Below are 20,906 nucleotides of genomic sequence, written 5' to 3'. Positions count from 1 at the left end.
GTCGGGTCGGCCGCCCGCGGCTGATCCGGCGGCGCACCGGCCGGTCCCGGTGCTGATGTACCACGCCGTCTCGGACACTCCGTCCAGGGCGGCCAGGGCGCTGTCCGTCACTCCGGCGGCCTTCGCCGGGCAGATGGCGCTCCTGGAGGCGCGCGGCTTCACCCCGCTCACCACGGCGGAGCTGTGCGGGGCGTGGCGCGCCGGTGGCGCCCTTCCGGCGCGCCCTGTGCTGGTCACGTTCGACGACGGGTACGAGGGCGTGTATGAGCACGCCCTCCCGGTGCTCGCCGGACACGGCTTCCGGGCAAGCCTGTTCGTCTCCAGCGGCTGGCTGCGCGGCGCGCACCACACGGGCGGGGCCCTGGATCGCATGCTCGGCTGGGACCAGGTGCGCGCGCTGGCGGCGGCGGGCGTGGAGATCGGCGGGCACAGTCACACCCATCCGCAGCTCGATCAGCTCGCCGACGGCCCGCTGCGGCACGAGATCGCGTACTGCCGCGAGCTGATCGCGGCGGAGACGGGCACCGCACCCGTGTCGTTCGCGTACCCGTACGGGTACTCCAGCAGACGGGTGCGGCAGGCCGTGCGGGAGGCCGGGTTCGGCCAGTCGCTGGCCGTCAACAACGCGCCGGCCAGCAGGAGTCAGAGCCCGTTCGCGCTGACCCGGCTGACGGTCCGGCGCACCACGGGCATCGAGGAGTTCGCGCGGATGGTCGAAGGGCGGTCGATCGGCCGGGACTTCGCGCGGGACCGGGTGCTGGGCAAGGGCTACGCGGTGGTGCGCCGCACGCGCCGCGCCGCCGTCACGGTGGCCGCGAGTGCGCGGGGATCCGGAGGTCGGCCGACGACGTGACCGACACCACCTCCCAGGCTCGGGGCGCCACCACGGGCGCTCCGGGCCGGACACAGCGGACGGGCGCACCGAGCGCCTCCCCGGGCACCGGCACCGGCACCGGCACCGGAAGCGAGGGGGGCGGCGGAGCGGGCGGCAGCCAGCTCTTCAAGAACGCCTACGCGCTGATGATCAACACCGGTATCTCGGCCGTCCTGGGCCTCGGATACTGGGTGGTGGCCGCCCGCTACTACTCCGAGGAAGCGGTCGGCCAGGGCTCGGCGGCGATCGCGGCGATGAAGTTCCTCGCGGGACTGACCGCCGTGACACTGATGGGCGCGCTGGCCCGCTTCATCCCGGTGGCGGGGCGGACGACGGCGCGGCTCATCTTCCGTACGTACGCGGCCAGTTCGGTGCTGGTGGCGCTCGCCGCGTTGGTGTTCTTGCTGACGCTGGGCTGGTGGGGCCCGTCCTACGGCTTTCTGCGCGGGACGCTGCCGGGCCTCGGCTTCGTGCTCGCGGTGGTCGCCTGGTCGCTGCTGACCCTCCAGGACGGGGTGCTGACCGGGCTGCGCAGTGCCCGCTGGGTGCCGGTGGGCAACACCGTCTTCTCCACGGTCAAGCTGGCGCTGCTGGTGGGGCTGGCCACGGTCGTCCCCACGGCGGGCGTGTTCGCCTCCTGGGCGCTGGCCATCGCCTTGTCGACGGTCCCGCTGGGCTGGCTGGTCTTCCGGCGGCTGGTGCCCCGCCATGTGAAAGCCACCCAGGAGCGGGCGCGGCCCGCGTCGCTGCGCGAGATGGGGCGCTTCCTGGCGGGCGACTACACCGGCTCGCTCTTCTCGCTCGCCGTCGTCTACCTCGTACCGGTGATCGTCGCCTCGCAGGTCAGCTCCAGCGACAACGCGTACTTCTACATCACCACCACCATCGGCGGCACCATCAACCTCCTCGCCCTCAACATGGGCGCCTCGCTCACCGTCGAGGGCTCGCACAGCCCGGCGCGGATCGCGGACAACTGCCGTGCCGCGCTGCGCCGGATGGCGCGCATCATGCTGCCGGTGTGCGGCGGGCTGTTCCTGTTCGCGCCGCAGATCCTGCGCGTCTTCGGCAAGGGCTACGCGGAGGCCGCCACTCCGCTGCTGCGCTACTACGCGGTGGGGGCCGTGCTGCGCGTGGTGATCGAGACGTACTACGCGGTGCTGCGCGCCCAGAGCCGCACCTCCGGGCTCGCCTATCTGCAAGGGCTCCTGTGTGTCCTGGTGCTGGGGCTGACGGTCGGGCTGCTGCCCCACCTGGGCCTGACGGGGGCGGGGATCGCGGAGGCGGGCAGCCTGCTGCTGATCGCGGTGATCGCGGGCTGGAAGCTCCGCGGCATCCTGCGCGCGAACCCGCCGGGCGCCGCGGACGCCCCGTACCCGGCCGGGGACGCGGCGGAGGAGGAGCCCGACGACGCGGCAGCCGGTTACCGGGCGGACGAGGACACGGCGGCCGGTTACCCGGCGGTCGAGTACGCGCCGGACGGCACCGGCACCGGCACCGGCACCCGCACCGGCACGGAGGCGGCCCCGCCCGAGGACGCCGTACGGCGGAGGCCGAGCTGGGCGCGGGACACCGACGAGCCGACGCTCCATCTGCGCCCGGACCTGGAGCACTTGGACCGGCACCCGAGCGTCACCCCGCCCCGGGGCATCCCGGCGGCCGAGCCCGTACGGGAGCGCAAGCCGCGGTCGGAGCCGACGTCGCAGCCGGAGCCGCAGCGGGGGGCGGAGCTCCAGCCGGAGCCGGAGCCGACGTCCCAGCCGGAGCCGGAGCCGCGTGGTCCGGACACTCCCCGCGGCTCGCTCACCGGTCCCGGCGAGCCGTCAGCCCCCGTGCGCGGGCCCCGGTGGGTGCCGGTCGCCGCGCTGTGGCTGCTGCTGGGCGCCGCGCCGGCGGCGTACTGGCTGCCGCTGTCCGGGCTGGGCGAGGCCGACCTGGCGGGGATGGGCGGTCTGGGCCTGGTCACCGTCCTGCCGACGGCGACGCTGCTGGGGGCGGGGCTGCTGGTGTGCGCCTTCGCCGGGGCGCTGTGGCTGCCGGGGCAGCACAAGGCGCTGCTGCTCACCGCGCTGCTGCTGACGGTCGTCTCCCTGCACGCGGTGCCCGCCGTGCTGGAGGGCGCGCCGCGCTTCCCCACGGCCTGGCAGCACCTGGGCTTCGTCGACCTCATCGAACGCACCGGCACGGCGGTGCCCGACCTGGACGCGCGCTGGAGCTGGCCCGGCTTCTTCGCCGGGGCCGCCTTCCTGGCCCAGGCCGCGGGCGTGGACGACCTGTCAGGGCTGCTGCGCTGGTGGCCCACCCTGATCCAGCTCGCGTATCTCGCGCCGCTGGCGCTGCTGTTGCGGGCGGTGCGGGCCGGGTGGCGGGCCAAGTGGTGCGCGGTGTGGTTCTTCGCGCTGTCGGGCTGGGTCGGCCAGGACTACTTCTCGCCCCAGGGCTTCACCTTCCTGTTCTATCTGCTGTTCGTGGCGCTGCTGCTGGTGTGGTTCCGCGAGCCCAGGCTGCTGCGCGGACGGCGCGGCCCCGGTGAGGCGGACACCGGGCAGGAGGTGGACAGGGGCCAGCGGGCGGTGATCCTCGCCGTGCTGATGGCGCTCTTCCTCGCCTCCGTCGCGGGGCACCAGCTGACCCCGTTCGTGATGCTGGGCGTGCTGACGGGGCTGGTGCTGGTGCGGCGCTGCACCCTGGCGGGGCTGCCGCTGCTGTGCGCCGTGCTGCTGACCGTGTGGATCGGCTTCCTGGCCGAGCCGTACTGGTCGGGGCACTTCGAAGAACTGTTCGGTGGAGTGGGCGGGGTCGGCGGCAATGTGTCCTCCTCCGTCTCCGGGCGCATCGAGGGCGGCAGCGAGACGCACAAGCTGGTGCTGTACGCGCGGGTCGCGCTGGCGGGCGGCACCCTGGGGCTGGCCGCCTTCGGGCTGCTGCGCAGGCTGCGGGGCGGCCTCTCGGACAGGGCGCTGGTGGTGCTGACCGCCGTGCCGTTCCTCGCGTTCGGCGCGCAGTCCTACGGCGGCGAAGTCGCGCTGCGGGTCTTCCTGTTCGCCGCCCCGGCCGCGTGTGTGCTGGGCGCGCTGGGCCTGTTCCCGCGCGCCTCCAGCCGTACGCCCTCCGGCACCCGGCGGCCCTCCTGGCTCGCGCCCTTGTCCGCGCTGTTGGTGGGCCTGGTGCTGATGGGCGGGTTCCTGGTGGTGCGCTGGGGCAACGAGTCGTTCGAGCGGGTGCGCGCGGGCGAGGTCGCGGCGATGGACTACCTCTACGCGCACGACAGGCCCACCGCGCGCCTGCTGTGGCCGAGCAACGACCCCGTCAACGATGTGACGCCCGCGCTGCCGTGGGGGGCGCGGGACATGGAACGGGTGGAGTACGTGCCCTTCCCGGCCGCTCCGGAGCCCTCCGGAAAGGGCGCGGCGGCCATGGTCGAGGCGCTGCGGGAGGCCGGGCCCAACTCCTATCTGGTGCTCAACGAGAGCCAGTCGGAGTATCTGCGGCTGGATTCCGGATACCCGGCCGACTGGCAGCGCCGTACGGCCTCCTCGCTCGACGCGCGCCCGGAGCTGCGGACCGTGCTGCGCAACGGGGACGCGGCGCTGTACGCCCTGCGGCCGGGAGCCGCAGGCGCCAAGCGCGCCGAGCCGCCCGATCCCGGACCGCCCGGCCCCCGCGTCACCTGGACCTCGTGGACGGTGATGGGTGCGATGGCAGCCGGCCTGCTGGTGCTGTTGCTGATGTCCCGGGAGGTCGTACGGGTCATGGCGCCGCCCGGGGAACGCAAACTCGCCTGGCTCCAGAGCACGTTCTGGTTCGGTCTGCCTCTGGTGATGCTGCTGCTCGCGTCGTTGATCCAGCGCTTCGTGACGCTGGCGTAAGGGCGGGGTCGGGGCCCGGGGCAGGCCGGGCAGGAGGCCGGTGCGGGCCGGGGCGGGACGAGGGCCGGGCCCTCACCGGGCGAGCCAGCGGACCTCGTACGGCTTCAGCTTCACGGTGTCCCCCGCCACCCGCACGGACACCGGACCGGGGCGGGTGTTGACGGCCAGCGCCCGCTCGTCGTCGCCGAGCGTGCGGACGGCGGCGGCGTCAGCGCCCCGTACCCGCACCTTCTTCCAGCGCGTGCCGGGCGGGAACTCCTTCTGGAAGCGGGCCAGCAGCCGCATCATCGGCAGTTCGCCGCCGCCGTCCGCCAACTGCGTACCGCGCCACAGGCAGCCCGCGCACGCCCGGCCCGTGTTCTGCGGGTTCCAGTAGAAGGCGGCGTCCGTGCCGCCCCGCGCGAGCGCGGCCAGCGCGGACGCCTGCACGGCCAGGCGGTGCCGCTCGCTCCAGCCGTCGCGCTCGTCGTTCTCGTCGCCGACCTCGGCGTACCACTCCGCCCACCACAACGGCAGGCCCGTCTCCTCGCGCATCCATTCGCTGACGGCGGTCAGCTTGTCCGTGGCGGCGAACTCATCAGGCACCAGCCGGTCGTCGGCGGTGTAGCTGGAGCCGTCGACCACCGCGAAGTCGGCGCCCCTCTTGTGCCGGTTCCAGTAGCGGACCGCGTCCAGCGCGCGCCGGTCGAGTGCGCCCCACGGGCCGGTGACCTTGGACGCGTTGTGGCTGGCCTTGCCGACGCTGTCCATGACGACGTAGGGGCCGCCGACCAGGTTGCGCGGCGAGGCCTTCTTCAGCTGCGCGTGGACGAGGTTGTAGAGGCGGGTGTAGCCCTCGTAGTCCCACCGGTCGGCGCCGTCGTCCCAGAAGCCCTTCAGCTCGTTCCACACCATGAAGTGCTGCACATCGGGATAGCGGCGGGCGATCACGCCCGCCAGCTCGGCGAAGTCGTCGTAGTGCTGGGGCGAGGGCGCCGTCTCCAGCTCGGACCAGTCCGTGCTGCCCTGCCGGCCGCCCTTTTTCATCCAGTCCGGTGCGCAGCACAGGGTGATCACGGGGGTCACGCCGCTGCGGCGCATCAGCTCCACCCGCTTGTCGAGGGCCTCGAAGTCGTAGCGGCCCGGCGAGGGCTCCGGGTTGTCGGCGCCCCAGCCCATGATGTGCTGGTTCTGTGCCAGACCCGTGCGCTTCAGCAGCGCCGCCGCGCGCTCACGGGCCGCCTTGCCGCCCTCGTCGGCGCTGGTCTTGGTGTGGGTGAAGCCCCAGCCCAGCTCGGTGCCGGGGTCCTCGTCACGCGGTGGGGGGCTGCCGTACACGCCCGGACCGCTCTTGGCCGCGCCCGAGTCGCCGGGTGGGAAACCGCACATCGCGAGCGCCAGCGCGAGGGCCACGACACCCGCCCCGACCAGGCCCGTCAGCCGCCAGCGCGCCACGTTCATCGCCGCCGGGCCGCCACTGTGCCGGCCCGGAATCCCGCCCCTGCCCCGCCCCATGCGCCCACCCCGGTCCCAGAGTACGGTGCGAGGTGCCCGCTTTGGGAGGTTGCGACCTGCCGGGGCGGGGCACGCCTTCGGCGTGGAAACCCGTGTGCGCGTGCGGGCCCCCATGCCGGATCATGGCCGTCATGTGTGCCGACAGCCGCCCCGACGACAGGAGCGAGATCCTGGCTTCCGAGACCCCCACCCCGCCTGAGCTGGTGCTTCCGCCCCGGCTTGCCATCGACGACAGCGACTCCACCACCGACATCATCGACGCGCTCTTCCTGGGCCGCTTCACCATGGGCGAGCAGCCCTACGCGCGCAGCCACACCGTGGACCGCGTCAAGAAGGGCTGCACCCTGCTGCCGCCGAACGCCAGCGTGCTGCGCGAGGCGAAGGACGACAACTCCGGTTCCGTCCTCGCCGAGGGCGAGGGCTGGACGGTACGGGTGTCGCGCTGGAGCCAGGGCGCGGAGGTGACGGTGACGGCGATCACCGACGAGCTGGCCGAGCAGCGGCTGAAGCAGGCCGTCGACGGTGCGGAGGACGAGCCGGAGCCCCAGGAGGACCAGGTCTCCATGGGCTTTTGGTACCACTCCCCCATGCGCGGCCCGCGCCGCACCTCCCGCACGATCAGCGCGGGCGCGTGGGAGGACGTGCGGGAGAACTACACGGCGCCGGTGGCCACGGCCATGGACGAGCTGATGAAGGTCACACCCGACGAGATCTCCGGCCGCCTCCTCCTGCTGCACGGGCCGCCCGGCACGGGCAAGACCTCCGCGCTGCGCACGCTCGCGCGCTCGTGGAGCGACTGGTGCCAGGTCGACTGTGTGCTCGACCCCGAGCACCTGTTCAACAACATCGGCTATCTGATGGACATCGCCATCGGCGCGGACGACTCCGACCCGGAGTCCGGGCGCTGGCGGCTGCTGCTCCTGGAGGACTGCGACGAGCTGATCAGGGGCGAGGCGAAGTACGCGGCGGGTCAGGCACTCTCGCGGCTGCTGAACCTCACCGACGGGCTGCTGGGGCAGGGCCGCAACGTGCTGGTCGGCGTCACCACCAACGAGGACCTGGAGCGGCTGCACCCGGCCGTCGTACGGCCCGGGCGGTGCCTCGCCCGGATCGAGGTCGGCTCCCTCACCCACGAGGAGGCCACGGCCTGGCTCGGCACGGACGACGGCATCGGCCGCGAGGGCACGACACTCGCGGAGCTGTACGCCCTCAAGAAGGGCAAGTCCCCCGCGCACGTCCCCTCGCAGGAGCGCGCGGGCTCGGGCCTCTACCTCTGAACGACTCCCCACCGGCGGGACGACAACCATCGGTGGGGGTCGTGGGTCTGTCTCTACGACAGTTCACTCACGGGGGAAGGCACACATCCATGCGCACATTCACCGTCCGCCGGGCCACAGCCGGCGCGACCGCCGTCACCGCAGCCGTATCCGTGGCCCTGCTCGCCGCGGGCCCCGCCATGGCGGCCCCGGCACCGGGCTTCCTCCAGCCCGGAGACCTGCCGCCGCACGCGACCTCGCCCTGGTACGCGGGCAAGGTCACCCAGGGGCTTCCCGACCCGGAGCCCTTCTGTCTGGCGGGCGCGATCCCGGCCGGGGCCGACACCTACCACCGGTCCTTCCACACGGACATGGACGCCGGCGCCGAGCAGGTCGCCGTCACCGCCGAGTCGCCCGCCGCGGCGGGCAAGCTGGCCGCGAAGCTGGAGGCGCGCGTCGCGAACTGCGCCGCCGACTGGCTGCGGTCCAACCCTGGCGGGCTGGCCTCCTGGGACGACTACGGGAAGGTCGCCGCGGGCGACAGCGCCCACGTCTACGGTGTGCACGTCGCGCCTCCCGAGTCGGAGCACAACGTCAGCCTGTTCGCGGTCGTCCGCAAGGGCAAGAAGGTGACAGCGGTCCGCTGGTCCGAGATGGGTACCCTCCCCCAAGCCCCCCTGGCGGCCTTCCGCACGACGACCAAGCAGGCCGCCACCCGCCTGTAGCCCTCTTCTTCCCACCGCACTGGGGACTACGTCCCCTCTTCTTCCGCCGCGACGGTGAGCGCCCCCAACCTCTTTTCCACCGCAACGGCGCGCACCCCAACGCCGCTGCCCGGCGGTGCCAAACCGGCCGCACAGGCCGGAGCGGCACCGCCGGAAACGTCGAATCCAATCGCTCACCGCCGCGGCGGGAAAGGTGGGGCGGACAAAGGGTGAGGCGGGGAACCGACGCCGTCAGGCGTCATCCGTGGCGCGGAGAGCCTCCGTCACCGCGGACAGCGCGGAGGTCTCGTCAACGCCCAGGCGCCGCGCGCGACGCGCGAAAGCCATCGCCGCGTCGGCGAGCTCACGGACGGCCGCGTCCCCCACCGCGGCGACAAACGTCCCGTTGCGGCCCCGCGTCTCGATGACCCCGTCGGCCTCCAAGGCCCGGTACGCCTTGGCGACGGTGTTCGCCGCGAGGCCCAGCTCTTCCGCGAGGCCGCGCACCGTGGGCAGTTTGTAGCCGGTGGGCAGCTCGCCGCCCCGCGCCAGTTCGGCGATCCGCGCGCGGACTTGTTCGTACGGCGCCTCCGGCGAGGCGGCGTCGACGGTGATGCTCAAGACGTTCGGGGCCACGGGACCTCCGGGTAAGCGGGCGGGCAACGGGCCGATTCTCCCCCAGCCGCCGGAAGGCCACCGGGAGGCGGCGGAAATCCGGAGACGGCACCCCAGGGGGCGCCGTAACCTCGCGCCCCATGACACCAACTGTGCGGACCTTCCGCCCCGAGGACGCGGAGGCCGTCGCCGCGATCCGCCGTACCGCCGTGCCGTATCTCGTCTGCACCGCCGAGGCCCTGCTGTGGCAGGTGACGCACGCACCGCTGAGCCAACGGCTGCGCTGGCTCGTCGCCGAGGAGGCGGAGGACGCGGACGGCACGCTCACGGGCTGCGCGGACGCGGGCCTGGTCGCGGGCAGCACAAAGCCGGGGCAAGCCTTCCTGCACACGGCGGTGCTCCCGGACGCGGCCGGCGCGGGCGCGGGATCAGCGCTGGCGGCGGCTGGTGAGGCGTATCTGACGGCGCTGAGGGCCCGCAGGGTGCACGCCTGGGTCACGGACACCCCCCGCGCCTGCGGCTTCGCCGAGCGCCGGGGCTACGTCCGCTCCCGGCTGGCCCGCTTCCTCGGGCTGGATCTGCGGCACGCGACGCTCCCGGAGGTGCCCGGCACCCTGCCCGACGGTCTCGCGCTGTGCACCGCGGCGGACCTGGGGAAGGACCTGCGTCCGCTGTACGAGGCGGACATCGAGTGCTCGGCCGACGAGCCGGGCGACGTGAGCACGGGCACGATGCCGTACGAGGAGTGGCTGCGCCTCAACTGGCAGCGGCCGGACTGGGATCCGGAGCTGAGCGGCGTCGTCATGGCGGGCGACGAGGTCGCCGCGTACAGCGTGGCGCAGACGGACGGGATCGACCGGTACTGGTCGGGGATGACGGGCACCCGGCGCGCGTACCGGGGGCGGGGGCTGGCGCGGCTCGCCAAGGTGGCGGCGTTGCGGCGCGCACGCGCGGCGGGGTACGCCCACGCGTTCACCGGCAACGACGCGACGAACGCCCCGATGCTCGCGGTCAACCGGCGCCTCGGTTACACGGAGGCGGGCGCGGAGTGGCGCTACGTCAAGGAGCTGTGAGCCCGGCGCCGGGTGCCCCGAAGGGGCGCGATGCTGTGTCATATATGCGGCTCCGCCGCGTGGGCGCGACCAGCCTGGGGGTACCTCCCTGCTCGAAGAGCTTGGGGGAACACCTGCGCCCTGCGGAACACAGGCAGGGGCACCCCCTGCTCAGCACCAGGAATGAGGGCAACGCAAAGATCCGTTGGACAGGCCGTATTCCGGCACCAGGCCCGGCACCCGCGCCGGAGGGCTCAGTCGTCGACGCACTTGGGGTACTTCGCGCCTCGGTTGCAGTCGTGGTAGTCGTACTTGCTGACCCGGAACTTCTTGTCCTTGCCGCCCTTCTTCGGTTCCACGACCAGGTAGAACTTCTTCCCGTCCTTCACCTTGTCGGTGACTTTCCCGGCCGGGCCCGCGTCGAAGTCCTGGGCACATCCGGTCAGGACGAGGGCGGCGAGGGCGAGGGCGGCCAGGAAGAGGCGACGCATGACGTGCTCCGTTCAAAGGGGGGACGGCACGCAAGCATAAGGGCTGGTCCGGGGGTTGCTGCCCCCGGCCCGTCCCCCCTCACAACGCTGAGCGGTTCCCCGTGTCGACGGGCCGCGTCGCGTCCGCGGCCTGGCGCGCGTGCGCGCGGATCTGGTCGGTGGTGAGCGCGTAGCCGGTGCCCGCGTCGCTGGTGGAGCGGGCGAAGACGAGCCCGTAGACGCGTCCTTCGGGGGTCAGCAGCGGTCCGCCCGAGTTCCCCGGGCGGACCTGGGAGCGTATGGCATAGATGTCGCGGGTGGTCAGCGAGGTGCCGTAGATGTCCTGGCCGCGTGCGGTGGTGCGGTCGGCGACGGCTGCGGCGCGCAGGTCGAGGCCGCCGTTTTCCGGGTATCCGGCGACGACGCCCTGATCGCCCCGCGCGGCGTCGCCCGCGAAGCGGAGTACAGGGGCTCGCAGCCCGGGGACGTTGAGGACGGCGATGTCCTTGTCGGCGTCGAAGAGCACGACCTTGGCCGCGTAGGGGCGGCCGGTGCCGCCGACACGCACGGTCGGCTCGTCCACGCCGGCGACGACGTGCGCGTTGGTCATCACATGGCCGCGCGCGTAGACGAAGCCGCTGCCTTCCTGACCCTGCTGGCCGCCCTCGACGTTGGCGACGCCCTCGACCTTGACGGTGCTGCGCTGGGCCGCCGCCGTCGCGGCGCGGGTGACGGAGTCGCCGGAGGGCTCGGGCACCGAGCCGCCGGGCTCGTGCTCGAAGGGGTTGAAGACCTGGGGGAAGCCGGCGGTGGTGAGTGCTCCGGTGGCGCGGTTGAACCAGGTCGCCGCGCCGCCCGGCATCCGCTCGTGGACGGTCTCCAGCGCGGCCGAGCCCCGTATGGCCTGGTTGAGGGCGGGGGACGGGGAGGCGGACAGCACGCTGGCCGCCATCCAGCCGACGACGAACACGGCGATGACGTTGACGACCGCGCCGCCCGCGCCGTCGGCCCAGCGCACCGGGCGCCAGCGCATCGCGCGGCGCAGCCGCCAGGCGAGCTGGGAGGCGAGCGCGTGCCCGCCGAGCGCCGGCAACAGCACGGTCAGCATGGCGAGGACCGTGGCCGAGGTGGTGCCCCTCTCGACGAGGTCGAGAACGAAGGGCAGCAGCCAGACGCCGATGGCGGCGCCGCCGACGAAACCGGCCAGGGCGAGGAGCCCGGCGACGAGCCCTCTGCGGTATCCGGATCCGGCGAAGGCGAGTGCCGCGAGAATCAGGAGCAGATCCAGCAGGTTCATGGCCTATGCCCCCTCTCGCTGTTCTCGCTGCTCGCTTCGGTGTTTGAGGGAGAAAACGCACAACCCCTCCCTCTCGGTTCCGTCTGTGACAGACCGCACGCACCCTGTTGTGCAGGTTCAGACCAATCGCTACCGTCAGGGCGGCTGGAGCGCGCGCACCCCCCGAGTGCGCCCCGCGTACGGCAGTTCACCCGTGTTCCGAGCTCGCCATACGCGGTCCACACCGACGTAGGAGTCGACACTCATGCACACCCCCCACGCAACGCTGCACGACGCCTCCTCCCCGATCCCCGTCCCTTCCGCCTCCCCCGACCCGACAACCCCGCACCCGGCGCAGGCGTCACGGTCGTCGCAGCACGGTTACGACGCCGGGCTGCTGACCCTCCGGCTGGTGCTCGGCCTGGCCATGGCGGCGCACGGCGCCCAGAAGCTGTTCGGCTGGTTCGGCGGCCACGGGCTCGACGGAACGGCTCGGTCCTTCACCGCGATGGGATATCCCTCCGGGCGCACCATGGCCCTGGTCGCCGGCCTCACCGAGACGCTGGGCGGGCTCGGACTCGCGGTCGGCCTGCTGACCCCGCTCGCCGGCGCCGCTGTGCTCGGCACCATGGTCAACGCCTTCACCGTCACCTGGGACGGCAGCTTCTTCGCGCCGGAGGGCGTGGAGTACGCGGTGGTGCTCGCCGCCGGCGCGGCCTGCCTCACCCTGACCGGCCCCGGCCGGTACGCGGCCGACCACCTGCTGCCCGTCCTGCGCGACCACCGCCTCGCCCACGGCCTGGCGGCGCTGGCCCTCGCCCTGGCGACCGCCTGCGCGGTCTTGCTGACGCGCGCCTGAGCCACGGCGCGCGCCCACCCGCACGCACTCGCGCCCACCCGCACCGCCGCGCGTCGTGCGGCCCGGCCACCTCGCGTGACCCGGGCCGCACGACGCGACCGGAACCTGCCCGGGACCCGCCCTGACCCCCGCCCGGAGCCCGTCACCTCGCACGCGGCCAGCTGACGCCACATCACCTCGCCCGCCGTCACCTCGCGCGCTGCCGGAACGTACGGCGGTAGGCGGCCGGGGTCGTGCCCAGCCCGCGGCGGAAGTGCTGCCGCAGCCCGTCGCCGGTGCCCAGCCCGCTGCGCGCGGCGACCGCGTCGACGGGCAGGTCGGAACACTCCCCCCGCACTGGCGTCTGGGCCTGTCCGGCATGGCGGCGATCGGGGTCACCTACGGCTTCGCGCGCTACGGCTACGGGCTCTGTCTCCCCGAGTTCCGGCGGGAGTTCGGGCTGTCGGTCTCGCGCGTCGGGCTGATCGGCAGCGCCTCCTACCTCGGCTGTCTCGCCGCCCTGCTGCTGGTCGGCGGGCTGGTGGCGCGCTTCGGTCCCCGGCCGCTGGTGGTGACCGGCGGACTGGCCGCGACGCTGGGTACCGGCATGGTGGCCCTCGCGCCCGGGCCCGGGACACTGACGGCCGGGCTCGTACTGGCGGGCAGCAGCTCCGGCTTCGCCTGGGCGCCGTACTCGGACGCGGTCGACCGGATGGTGCCGCGACGGCTGCGGGAGCGGGTGACCGGGGCGATCGCGACCGGCACCGCGTTCGGAGTCCTCGTCGCGGGCCCCCTCACGCTGGCCACGCGGGGCGCGGGGTGGCGGTACGCGTGGCTGACGTTCGCGGCGCTCTCCCTGCTCACCACGCTGGCCAACGCCCGCGTGCTGCCGAGCGGCCCGCACGTGCCGCATGTGCCGCATGTGCCGCACGGCGGAGTGGATCGGGGGCCGACCTCTCTGCGGCCCCTGGCGCGGGCAGAAACCGAGGCCCACGCCGCCGGACGAACGGGCTCACAGCCCCCGTCTCCGGCCCCGGCCCCGGCCCCGGCCCCGGCCCCGGCCTCGGCCTCGGCCCCCGCGCCGACGCACGGCGCGGAGCCGGGGTTGCGCGTGCGGGCACCCACGTCGGCACCGGCCCAACCGCGCCCGCTTCTCCTCCAGTTCGCGCGGCGGGCCGCCGTTCCGCTGTTCGCCACCGCGCTGCTGTACGGGCTGGTCGGGGCGGTCTACTGGGCGTTCGCGGTGGAGGCTGTCGCCTCGGCCGCCGGGGCGGAGAGCGTACTGACGCCGCTGTTCTGGACGCTGATGGGCCTCGCGGGGACAGCGGGCGTGCTGACCGGGCATGCCATCGGGCGCTTCGGGCTGCGCCGGGTGCACGCCGGGCTGTTCGCCGGGATCGGCGCCGCCGTCGCGCTGCTGGGGCTGGCGCCGGGCTCGCTGCCCGCCGTGCTGGTCTCGGCAGTGCTGTACGGGCCGTGTTTCATGGCCGGTTCGGGGCTGCTGGCCGTGTGGAGTCACCAGGTCTTTCCCGAGCAGCCCGCGACGGGCTTCAGCGGCACCGTCTTCTTCCTCGGCCTGGGCACCCTGGCGGGCCCGGCCGTGGCGGGGGCCGTCGCGGCAGCGTGGGGGCTGCGCTTCGCGCTCGTCGCCACGGCGGCACTCTGCGCACTCGCGCTCGCCATGCGGCCGGATCCTGTGCGGGCTCTTAGGCCGGCCTTAAAGCAGCCATAAGGATCACCCTGACCCAGGCTGGACAGGCGAAACGGGGCCTCGGCAGGGCTAGCGTGCTGATCACCGGGTCGGGTTCACGGCGCGCTGCCGGGGAGGACGGCACGCCGTGGGCCCGCCCCGCACCCCCACACAATCCGGCATCCCCGCGCACCACTTCGACGTCCCCCGTGACCAAGGAGACCTCCACCATGACTGTTCGCCGTAAGACCGCCGGCATCGCGGCCTTGGGCTTCGCCCCGCTCGTGCTCACCATGGTGTCCGCAGGACCCGCCGCCGCGCACGGATCCATGTCCGACCCCGTCAGCCGGATCTCGACCTGCTTCGCCGAAGGGCCGGAGAGCCCCAAGTCGGAAGCCTGCAAGGCCGCGTTGCAGGCGAGCGGGCCGCAGGCGTTCTACGACTGGAACGAGGTCAACATCCCCGACGCGGCGGGCAAGCACAAGGAGATCATTCCCGACGGGAAGCTGTGCAGCGCGGGCCGCGACAAGTACAAGGGCCTCGACCTGCCGCGCGCCGACTGGCCCGCCTCGGAGATGAAGGAGGGCAAGCACACCTTCAGCTACAAGGCGACGGCCCCGCACAAGGGCACCATCGATCTCTACATCACCAAGGACGGCTACGACCCGGCCAAGCCGCTGAAGTGGTCCGACCTGGAGGAAAAGCCTTTCGCGTCGGTGACGAACCCGACGCTGAAGGACGGCAGTTACGTCTTCGACGGCACCGTGCCGAAGAAGTCGGGCCGCCACCTGATCTACAGCACCTGGCAGCGCTCGGACAGTCCGGAGGCGTTCTACACCTGCTCGGACGTCACCTTCGGCGGTGAGGCACCGGGCGACACCCCGCCCGAGACCGCCGCCCCCGCGCCCGCCGCCCCCGGTGAGGAGCAGATCGTCGAGGGACTGAAGAAGTCGACCGTGGACCACCAGGGCCACGGCGGCAAGCACCCCACCTCGCACGCCAACCCCACGGTGGAACCCAGCTCCGGGAACCCCACGGAGGATGCCAACGCGCCCGATCCCAAGGGCGGTTCGGAAAAGGCGAAACTCGCCGAGACCGGCGGTGAGAGCAATACGGCCCCGCTGGCGATCGGCGGTGCCGCGATCGTCGCGGCCGGTGCGGGTCTGCTGATCGCCACCTCCCGCCGCCGCGCCGCCAAGTACCGCGGCTGACCCGGCGCCCCAGCCGCTGACCTGGCGCTCCGGCCACTGACCCGGCGCCCCGGCCGCTACCAGAGGTGGCCGTTGCCGCCGAACCCGCCGCCGTCTCCCTCCTTTGTCTTCATCTCAGGGGGAGGCGGCGGCGCTGTCGTACGCTCTTTCGTACACGACGAAAGGCGGGGGGCGTTCATGGGACAGGAATCGTCAGCTGTCACCGACGGCATGGTCGAGGTCACCACCGAAGAGGAGCTGCGCGCCCTCATCGGCGAGCCCACCGTCCACGCGCTGCACAAGTCACGCGCCAGGCTCCATCACCTCGACCGCGAGTGGCTGGCCCACTCGCCGTTCTGCCTCGTGGCCACCTCGGCGGCCGACGGCAGCTGCGACGTCTCCCCCAAGGGCGACCCGCCCGGGTTCACGAAGATCCTCGACGACCGTACGCTCGCGCTGCCCGAACGGCCCGGCAACAAGCGGGTGGACGGCTTCCGCAACATCCTGTCCAACCCGCACGTGGGCCTCATCTACTTCCTGCCGGGCCGTGGCGACACGCTGCGCGTCAACGGGCGGGCCCGCCTGGTGCGCGAGGCGCCGTTCTTCGACGAGATGGTGGTCCGGCGCAACCGGCCCAAGCTGGCGCTGGTGGTGGAGATCGACGAGGTCTTCCACCACTGTTCCAAGGCTTTCCTGCGCTCGCGCACCTGGGAGCCGGAGACCTGGCAGCCGGACGCGGTACCGAACCGCGCCCGGCTCGCCAAGGCACTCGACCGCTCCGACGCCTCCCTGGAGTTCCTGGAGGAGTACTACGGCGCGAAGTACGCCGAGAAGATCTACACGGAAGGCTGAGTCACCGGCGCGGCCCTCGCCCCCCGGACCGCAGGTGTCCCGCCCGCTCCCGGGACCGCAGGTGTCCCGCCCACTCCCGGGGGCACAGTGCCCCGCTCATGACACGCAGGTCGTCGGGCTGGCGTGGGCGGGGTCCAGCGCGTTCGCCGTCTCGTGGAAGGCCATCCGGTCGGCGAGCGCGATGGCGAGATGCTCGGAGACGTTGACGGGGCACAGGTCCTGGAGCGTCACGTTCTTGACACCCGGGCCGTCCAGGAACTGGGACTTGTAGGGCGTGACGACCTCGTCGTACTTGGTGGCGATGACGGTGTACTTCACGCCGGGCACCGTGTCGCCGCCCGCGTTCAGCTTCTTGAGGAAGTCGGAGCCCTCCATCTGCTGAAGCAGCGCGGGGCCGATGTCGCCGACGACGTCGCCGACCGGCGGGAACTGGTCGGCGAGCTTGCTCAGCCCGCTCAAGGTGGTGCCGTGGTTGCTGGGTGCGATGCCGACCAGCGCGTTCACCTTTTCGGCTCCGCCGCCGAACTTGAGGTACTGACGGGGCATCATGCCGCCCTGTGAGTGGCCCACGAGATCGACCTTCTGGGTACCGGTGGCCTGGCGCACCTTGTCGACGTAGGTACCGAGCTGCTTGGCGGACTCCTCGATGGGGCCGAGTCCGTGGAAGAAGGGTTTGCCGGGCAGCTGCCCGTAGTCGAGGGAGAAGACGCAGTAGCCGCGCTCGACCAGGTAGGGGGCGAGGCCCACCCAGTTGTCGACGGAGTTCCCGAAGGTGCCGTGCACCAGGACGACGGGGCGGGGGTGGGCCGTCGAGGGCTTGCAGGAGTAGTCGTTCCAGCCGCCGGCGGCCCGCGTGTCGGTGGGCGCCGCTGTGGCGGTCGCGGTGACGGGCAGTGCGGCCACGACGACCGTCATGGCCACGACGGCGGCGGGTCTGCGTACGCGCTGTGCTGACGACGCTGACAGCTTCAGCTTCATGTCCGGCTCCTCGCGCTGTGAGGGTTGGGGTTGGAGCGGAGTTGTTGAACGGCCGTCAACTTACGCGCGAGTAAGCAGGCTTGACCAGTATCCGCGCTGAACGAATTCAGTGCCGGTGCGCACCCGCGCCGCCCACGTCCTCGTGGCCGCCCGCCCCCTCCTCGCCGCCTCCGTCACCCTTGCCTTCCGCCGCGTCACCCTTGGCTGCCGCGTCGCCCTTGCCGCCCGCGTGCACCGTGAAGGCGGCCGTGCGGACCTTGCCGTCGTGCTTGAAGTCCAGGAAGAGCCGGTACGCGCCGGCGCTCGGCGCCGTCGTGGTGAAGGAGATTTCCGGACCCGGGCGCGTCCGGCCGTCGCCGGGCTCCCCGTTCGGATGAACGTGCAGATAGCCCAGGTCACCGGAGCGCAGCGCCACCAGGTGGCCGTACGCGGCGAGATAGGGCTGGAGGTCGGTGACGGGCTTGCCGCCCTTGGAGACCTTGAGCTTCAGCTCGCGCGCCTTGCCGGGCTCCAGCCCGCCGTCGAGGCGGGCCTCGTACCCGTCGACGGTGGCCGTGCGGGCGGGCACGGGCAGGCTCTCGGGGTGGTAGCGGCCCGCCACGGCCAGGTCGGCGCCGAGCGTGCGGCCCTTCGCCTCCTTGGCGTCCGGGGTGAAGTCCGCGAACAGGCGGTAGCCCCCCGCCCTGGGCAGGTTGACGGCCGTGCTCCAGGTGCCGTCGGCGGAGCGCTTCGGGTGCAGGTGCCGGAAGGTGGACAGGTCCCGGGAGGCGACGATGAGGTGCAGCTCCTTGTCGTGCTCCTTCTTGTACGCGGTGACCTTCTTGCCCTCGGTGTCGCGCACGGTGAAGCGCAGCTCCTCCTTCTTGCCCGCCTGGACGCGCGGGGTCTTCAACTCCAGCGCGTACCCCCGCTCCGTGAGCGCGAGGCCCCCCGGCCGGGCGGCGCCCGCCGCCTCCGCGTTCCCGTCCGGCCCGTGGCCGCCGTGCGCACCGGCGCCCTTGCCGCCGTGCGACCCACCCCCGTCGCCCCCTGCCCCGCCGCTCTCCTCGCCGTGCGCGCCGTGCCGTGCCACGGACTCGGGCTCGGCGTCGGTGCCCAGGGGGCCGAGCCCCTTGCCCGCGCCGTAGGCGGTGCCGAACGTGGCGGCGAGCGCGGTACCGAAGGCTGCGATCTTGACTGCGGTGTTCATGGTGCCCCCTTGGACGGATCTTCCCCAGCGTGCCGCCCCGGACGGGGCGAACCCACAGCACAAGATACCCCTAGGGGGTAGCAATTCAAGCCCTGGAGCGCCTTGCGTTCAATAGGGGGTGGGGGTATACATGATCCCGGCGCTACCGATACCCCCGAAGGGTATGACACAGTAGTGGCCGCGACACCCTTGTCCAGGAGGAGCGATGACGACCACCACCACTCAGGACGCCGGACGCACCGGCGGTGCCGAGGTCGAGCTGGCGATCGGCGGGATGACCTGCGCCTCGTGCGCCGCCCGCGTCGAGAAGAAGCTCAACCGCATGGACGGGGTCACCGCTTCCGTCAACTACGCGACGGAGAAGGCGAAGGTCAGCTACGAGGGCGGGGTCGCGGTCGACGATCTGATCGCCACCGTCGAGGCCACCGGCTACACGGCCGCCCCTCCGGCCCCCGCCCGCACGGGGACGGACGACGAAGCGGCGGGTGAGGGCAGCGGCGAGGAGGAGGACGACGGCGAGCTCACGCCACTGCGGCAGCGGCTGACGGGCTCCACCGTCCTGGCCGTACCGGTGATCGCGATGGCGATGATCCCGGCTCTCCAGTTCGACTACTGGCAGTGGCTCTCGCTCACGCTCGCGGCGCCCGTCGTGGTCTGGGGCGCCTGGCCCTTCCACCGCGCGGCCTGGGTCAACGCCCGGCACGGCGCGGCCACGATGGACACCCTGATCTCGGTCGGCACCTCGGCGGCGATGCTGTGGTCCCTGTGGGCGCTGTTCTTCGGCACGGCGGGCGAGCCGGGGATGACGCACCCCTTCGAGCTGTCGATCGCGCGCACGGACGGCGCCGGCAACATCTATCTGGAGGCCGCCGCCGGGGTCACCGCCTTCATCCTGGCGGGCCGCTACTTCGAGGCACGCTCCAAGCGCCGCGCGGGCGCGGCCCTCCGGGCGCTGCTGGAGCTGGGCGCCAAGGAGGTGACCGTCCTGCGGGATGGGCGCGAGGTGCTCATCCGCACCGAGGAGCTGGCCGTCGGCGACCGCTTCGTCGTACGCCCCGGCGAGAAGATCGCCACCGACGGCACGGTGGCCGAGGGCAGCTCGGCCGTCGACGCCTCGATGCTGACGGGTGAGTCCGTGCCCGTCGAGGTCACCACCGGTGACCCGGTCACGGGCGCCACCCTCAACGCGGGCGGGCGGCTGGTGGTCCAGGCCACCCGCGTCGGCTCCGACACACAGCTCGCGCGGATGGCGAAACTGGTCGAGGACGCCCAGAACGGCAAGGCCGCGGCCCAGCGGCTGGCCGACCGCGTCTCCGCGGTCTTCGTGCCGGTGGTGATCGCGCTCGCGCTCGGCACCCTCGGCTTCTGGCTGGGCAGCGGGGCCGGGCTGACGGCGGCGTTCACCGCCGCCGTCGCCGTACTGATCATCGCCTGCCCCTGCGCGCTGGGCCTGGCCACCCCGACCGCGCTGATGGTCGGCACCGGCCGCGGCGCCCAGCTCGGCATCCTGATCAAGGGCCCGGAGGTGCTGGAGAACACCCGCAGGGCCGACACCATAGTGCTCGACAAGACCGGCACCGTGACGAGCGGCGAGATGACCCTGCTGGCCGTCCACGTGGCGGACGGGGCCGAGGGCGCCACCGAGGAAGAGGTCCTGCGGCTGGCGGGCGCGCTGGAGGGCGCCTCGGAGCACCCCATCGCCCGGGCGGTGGCCAAGGGCGCGACCCAGCGGTACGGCGCCCTGCCCGCCCCCGAGGACTTCGCCAATGTCCCCGGGCTCGGCGTCCAGGGCATCGTCGAGGGGCACGCGGTGCTGGTCGGGCGCGAGAAGCTGCTCAGGGACCGGGCGATGGAACTGCCCGCCGAACTGGCGCAGGCCAAGGCGGCGGCCGAGCAGGCGGGGCGCACCGCCATCGCGGTGGCCTGGGACGGGACGGCCCGCGCCGTCCTGGAGGTCGCCGACGCCATCAAGCCGACCAGCGCCGAGGCCGTCCGGCGGCTGCGCGGCCTGGGCCTGCGGCCCGTGCTGCTGACCGGCGACCACCGTGCCGTGGCCGAGACGGTTGCCGCCGAGGTCGGCATCGACGCCGAGGACGTGATCGCCGAGGTCATGCCCGAGGACAAGGTCAGCGTCGTCAAGAAGCTTCAGGACGAGGGGCGTTCGGTGGCCATGGTCGGCGACGGCGTCAACGACGCCGCAGCGCTCGCCCAGGCCGACCTGGGGCTCGCGATGGGCACCGGCACGGACGCGGCGATCGAGGCGGGCGACCTCACCCTTGTACGCGGTGACCTGCGGGCCGCCGCCGACGCGATCCGGCTCGCACGCAAGACGCTGGGCACGATCCGGTCCAACCTCTTCTGGGCGTTCGCCTACAACGTCGCGGCCCTGCCGCTCGCCGCCGCCGGGCTGCTGAACCCGATGATCGCGGGAGCCGCGATGGCCTTCTCCTCGGTCTTCGTCGTCGGCAACAGCCTGCGCCTGCGGAGGTTCCGCACCGCGGCGTGACGGGCGCGAGGCCCGCCGCCGTGGCCGGGCTGCCAGGGCGGCGAGCCCGTGCGTCG

At 73.1% G+C, this 20,906-nt stretch carries 16 protein-coding genes and 1 pseudogene; 10 read left to right on the top strand and 7 right to left on the bottom strand.

The window, feature by feature from the left end; genetic code table 11:
* The first annotated feature begins 55 nt into the window (after positions 1-55).
* Positions 56-853, top strand: a complete 798-nt coding sequence (locus tag OHB04_RS33750; RefSeq protein WP_326693047.1) for a polysaccharide deacetylase family protein — start codon at positions 56-58, stop codon at positions 851-853.
* Entirely contained in the window at positions 850-4,740 is a 3,891-nt protein-coding gene (locus tag OHB04_RS33745; RefSeq protein WP_326691426.1) for a polysaccharide biosynthesis C-terminal domain-containing protein, read from the top strand. The genes OHB04_RS33750 and OHB04_RS33745 overlap by 4 nt, the downstream gene beginning before the upstream one ends.
* 72 nt (positions 4,741-4,812) lie before the next feature.
* Here OHB04_RS33745 and OHB04_RS33740 read toward each other — a convergent pair whose 3' ends face one another.
* The gene (locus OHB04_RS33740) at positions 4,813-6,234 is read right to left on the bottom strand and encodes a xylan 1,4-beta-xylosidase (protein WP_405803128.1); all 1,422 of its coding nucleotides are present in this window, start codon (positions 6,232-6,234) and stop codon (positions 4,813-4,815) included.
* 131 nt (positions 6,235-6,365) lie between these two features.
* Here OHB04_RS33740 and OHB04_RS33735 point away from each other — a divergent pair, with 131 nt between their 5' ends.
* Positions 6,366-7,511 (top strand): DUF5925 domain-containing protein, encoded by a 1,146-nt coding sequence (locus OHB04_RS33735; protein WP_326691425.1) that lies wholly within the window; start codon positions 6,366-6,368, stop codon positions 7,509-7,511.
* An 89-nt stretch (positions 7,512-7,600) separates the two neighbouring features.
* Positions 7,601-8,215 (top strand): hypothetical protein, encoded by a 615-nt coding sequence (locus tag OHB04_RS33730; RefSeq protein WP_326691424.1) that lies wholly within the window; start codon positions 7,601-7,603, stop codon positions 8,213-8,215.
* A gap of 231 nt (positions 8,216-8,446) precedes the next feature.
* On the opposite strand, the gene OHB04_RS33725 is transcribed toward OHB04_RS33730, so the two are convergent.
* Entirely contained in the window at positions 8,447-8,830 is a 384-nt protein-coding gene (locus tag OHB04_RS33725; protein WP_326691423.1) for a GntR family transcriptional regulator, read from the bottom strand.
* A gap of 119 nt (positions 8,831-8,949) precedes the next feature.
* Here OHB04_RS33725 and OHB04_RS33720 point away from each other — a divergent pair, with 119 nt between their 5' ends.
* Positions 8,950-9,882 carry a GNAT family N-acetyltransferase gene (locus OHB04_RS33720; RefSeq protein ID WP_326691422.1) on the top strand — a complete coding sequence of 311 codons (933 nt, stop codon included), beginning with the start codon at positions 8,950-8,952 and terminating at the stop codon, positions 9,880-9,882.
* A gap of 233 nt (positions 9,883-10,115) precedes the next feature.
* Here OHB04_RS33720 and OHB04_RS33715 read toward each other — a convergent pair whose 3' ends face one another.
* Both OHB04_RS33715 and OHB04_RS33710 read right to left on the bottom strand, forming a co-directional pair.
* A complete protein-coding gene (locus OHB04_RS33715) occupies positions 10,116-10,352 on the bottom strand; it encodes a hypothetical protein (protein WP_326691421.1) in 237 nt (78 codons plus the stop codon).
* Between the two features lie 79 nt (positions 10,353-10,431).
* The gene (locus OHB04_RS33710; RefSeq protein WP_326691420.1) at positions 10,432-11,628 is read right to left on the bottom strand and encodes a MarP family serine protease; all 1,197 of its coding nucleotides are present in this window, start codon (positions 11,626-11,628) and stop codon (positions 10,432-10,434) included.
* A gap of 244 nt (positions 11,629-11,872) precedes the next feature.
* On the opposite strand from OHB04_RS33710, the gene OHB04_RS33705 reads away from it, so the two are divergent.
* On the top strand, positions 11,873-12,466 hold the full coding sequence (locus OHB04_RS33705; protein ID WP_326808928.1) for a DoxX family protein: 594 nt from the start codon (positions 11,873-11,875) through the stop codon (positions 12,464-12,466).
* A 187-nt stretch (positions 12,467-12,653) separates the two neighbouring features.
* On the opposite strand, the pseudogene OHB04_RS33700 reads toward OHB04_RS33705, so the two are convergent.
* Positions 12,654-12,794, bottom strand: a pseudogene (locus OHB04_RS33700) (AraC family transcriptional regulator); the annotation flags it as partial.
* A gap of 30 nt (positions 12,795-12,824) precedes the next feature.
* Here OHB04_RS33700 and OHB04_RS33695 point away from each other — a divergent pair.
* The 3 genes from OHB04_RS33695 (at position 12,825) to OHB04_RS33685 (ending at position 16,177) form a co-directional block, all read left to right on the top strand.
* Positions 12,825-14,177, top strand: coding sequence for an MFS transporter (locus OHB04_RS33695; RefSeq protein WP_326808927.1), 1,353 nt, complete (start codon positions 12,825-12,827; stop codon positions 14,175-14,177).
* 188 nt (positions 14,178-14,365) lie between these two features.
* A complete protein-coding gene (locus OHB04_RS33690) occupies positions 14,366-15,346 on the top strand; it encodes a lytic polysaccharide monooxygenase auxiliary activity family 9 protein (RefSeq protein WP_326808926.1) in 981 nt (326 codons plus the stop codon).
* Positions 15,347-15,523: 177 nt separating this feature from the next.
* A complete protein-coding gene (locus OHB04_RS33685; protein ID WP_326691416.1) occupies positions 15,524-16,177 on the top strand; it encodes a pyridoxamine 5'-phosphate oxidase family protein in 654 nt (217 codons plus the stop codon).
* Positions 16,178-16,273: 96 nt separating this feature from the next.
* Here the strand turns inward: OHB04_RS33685 and OHB04_RS33680 are convergent, their stop codons facing one another.
* Positions 16,274-17,155, bottom strand: coding sequence for an esterase/lipase family protein (locus tag OHB04_RS33680; protein ID WP_326808925.1), 882 nt, complete (start codon positions 17,153-17,155; stop codon positions 16,274-16,276).
* A 106-nt stretch (positions 17,156-17,261) separates the two neighbouring features.
* The gene (locus OHB04_RS33675; protein ID WP_326691414.1) at positions 17,262-18,344 is read right to left on the bottom strand and encodes a hypothetical protein; all 1,083 of its coding nucleotides are present in this window, start codon (positions 18,342-18,344) and stop codon (positions 17,262-17,264) included.
* A gap of 205 nt (positions 18,345-18,549) precedes the next feature.
* Between OHB04_RS33675 and OHB04_RS33670 the strand changes: the two genes are divergently transcribed.
* Positions 18,550-20,850, top strand: coding sequence for a heavy metal translocating P-type ATPase (locus OHB04_RS33670; RefSeq protein WP_326691413.1), 2,301 nt, complete (start codon positions 18,550-18,552; stop codon positions 20,848-20,850).
* The last annotated feature ends 56 nt before the right edge of the window (positions 20,851-20,906 follow it).

The organism is Streptomyces sp. NBC_01775, from assembly GCF_035917675.1.
GTDB lineage: Bacteria > Actinomycetota > Actinomycetes > Streptomycetales > Streptomycetaceae > Streptomyces.
This window is presented reverse-complemented; position numbering and strand designations above follow the sequence as displayed.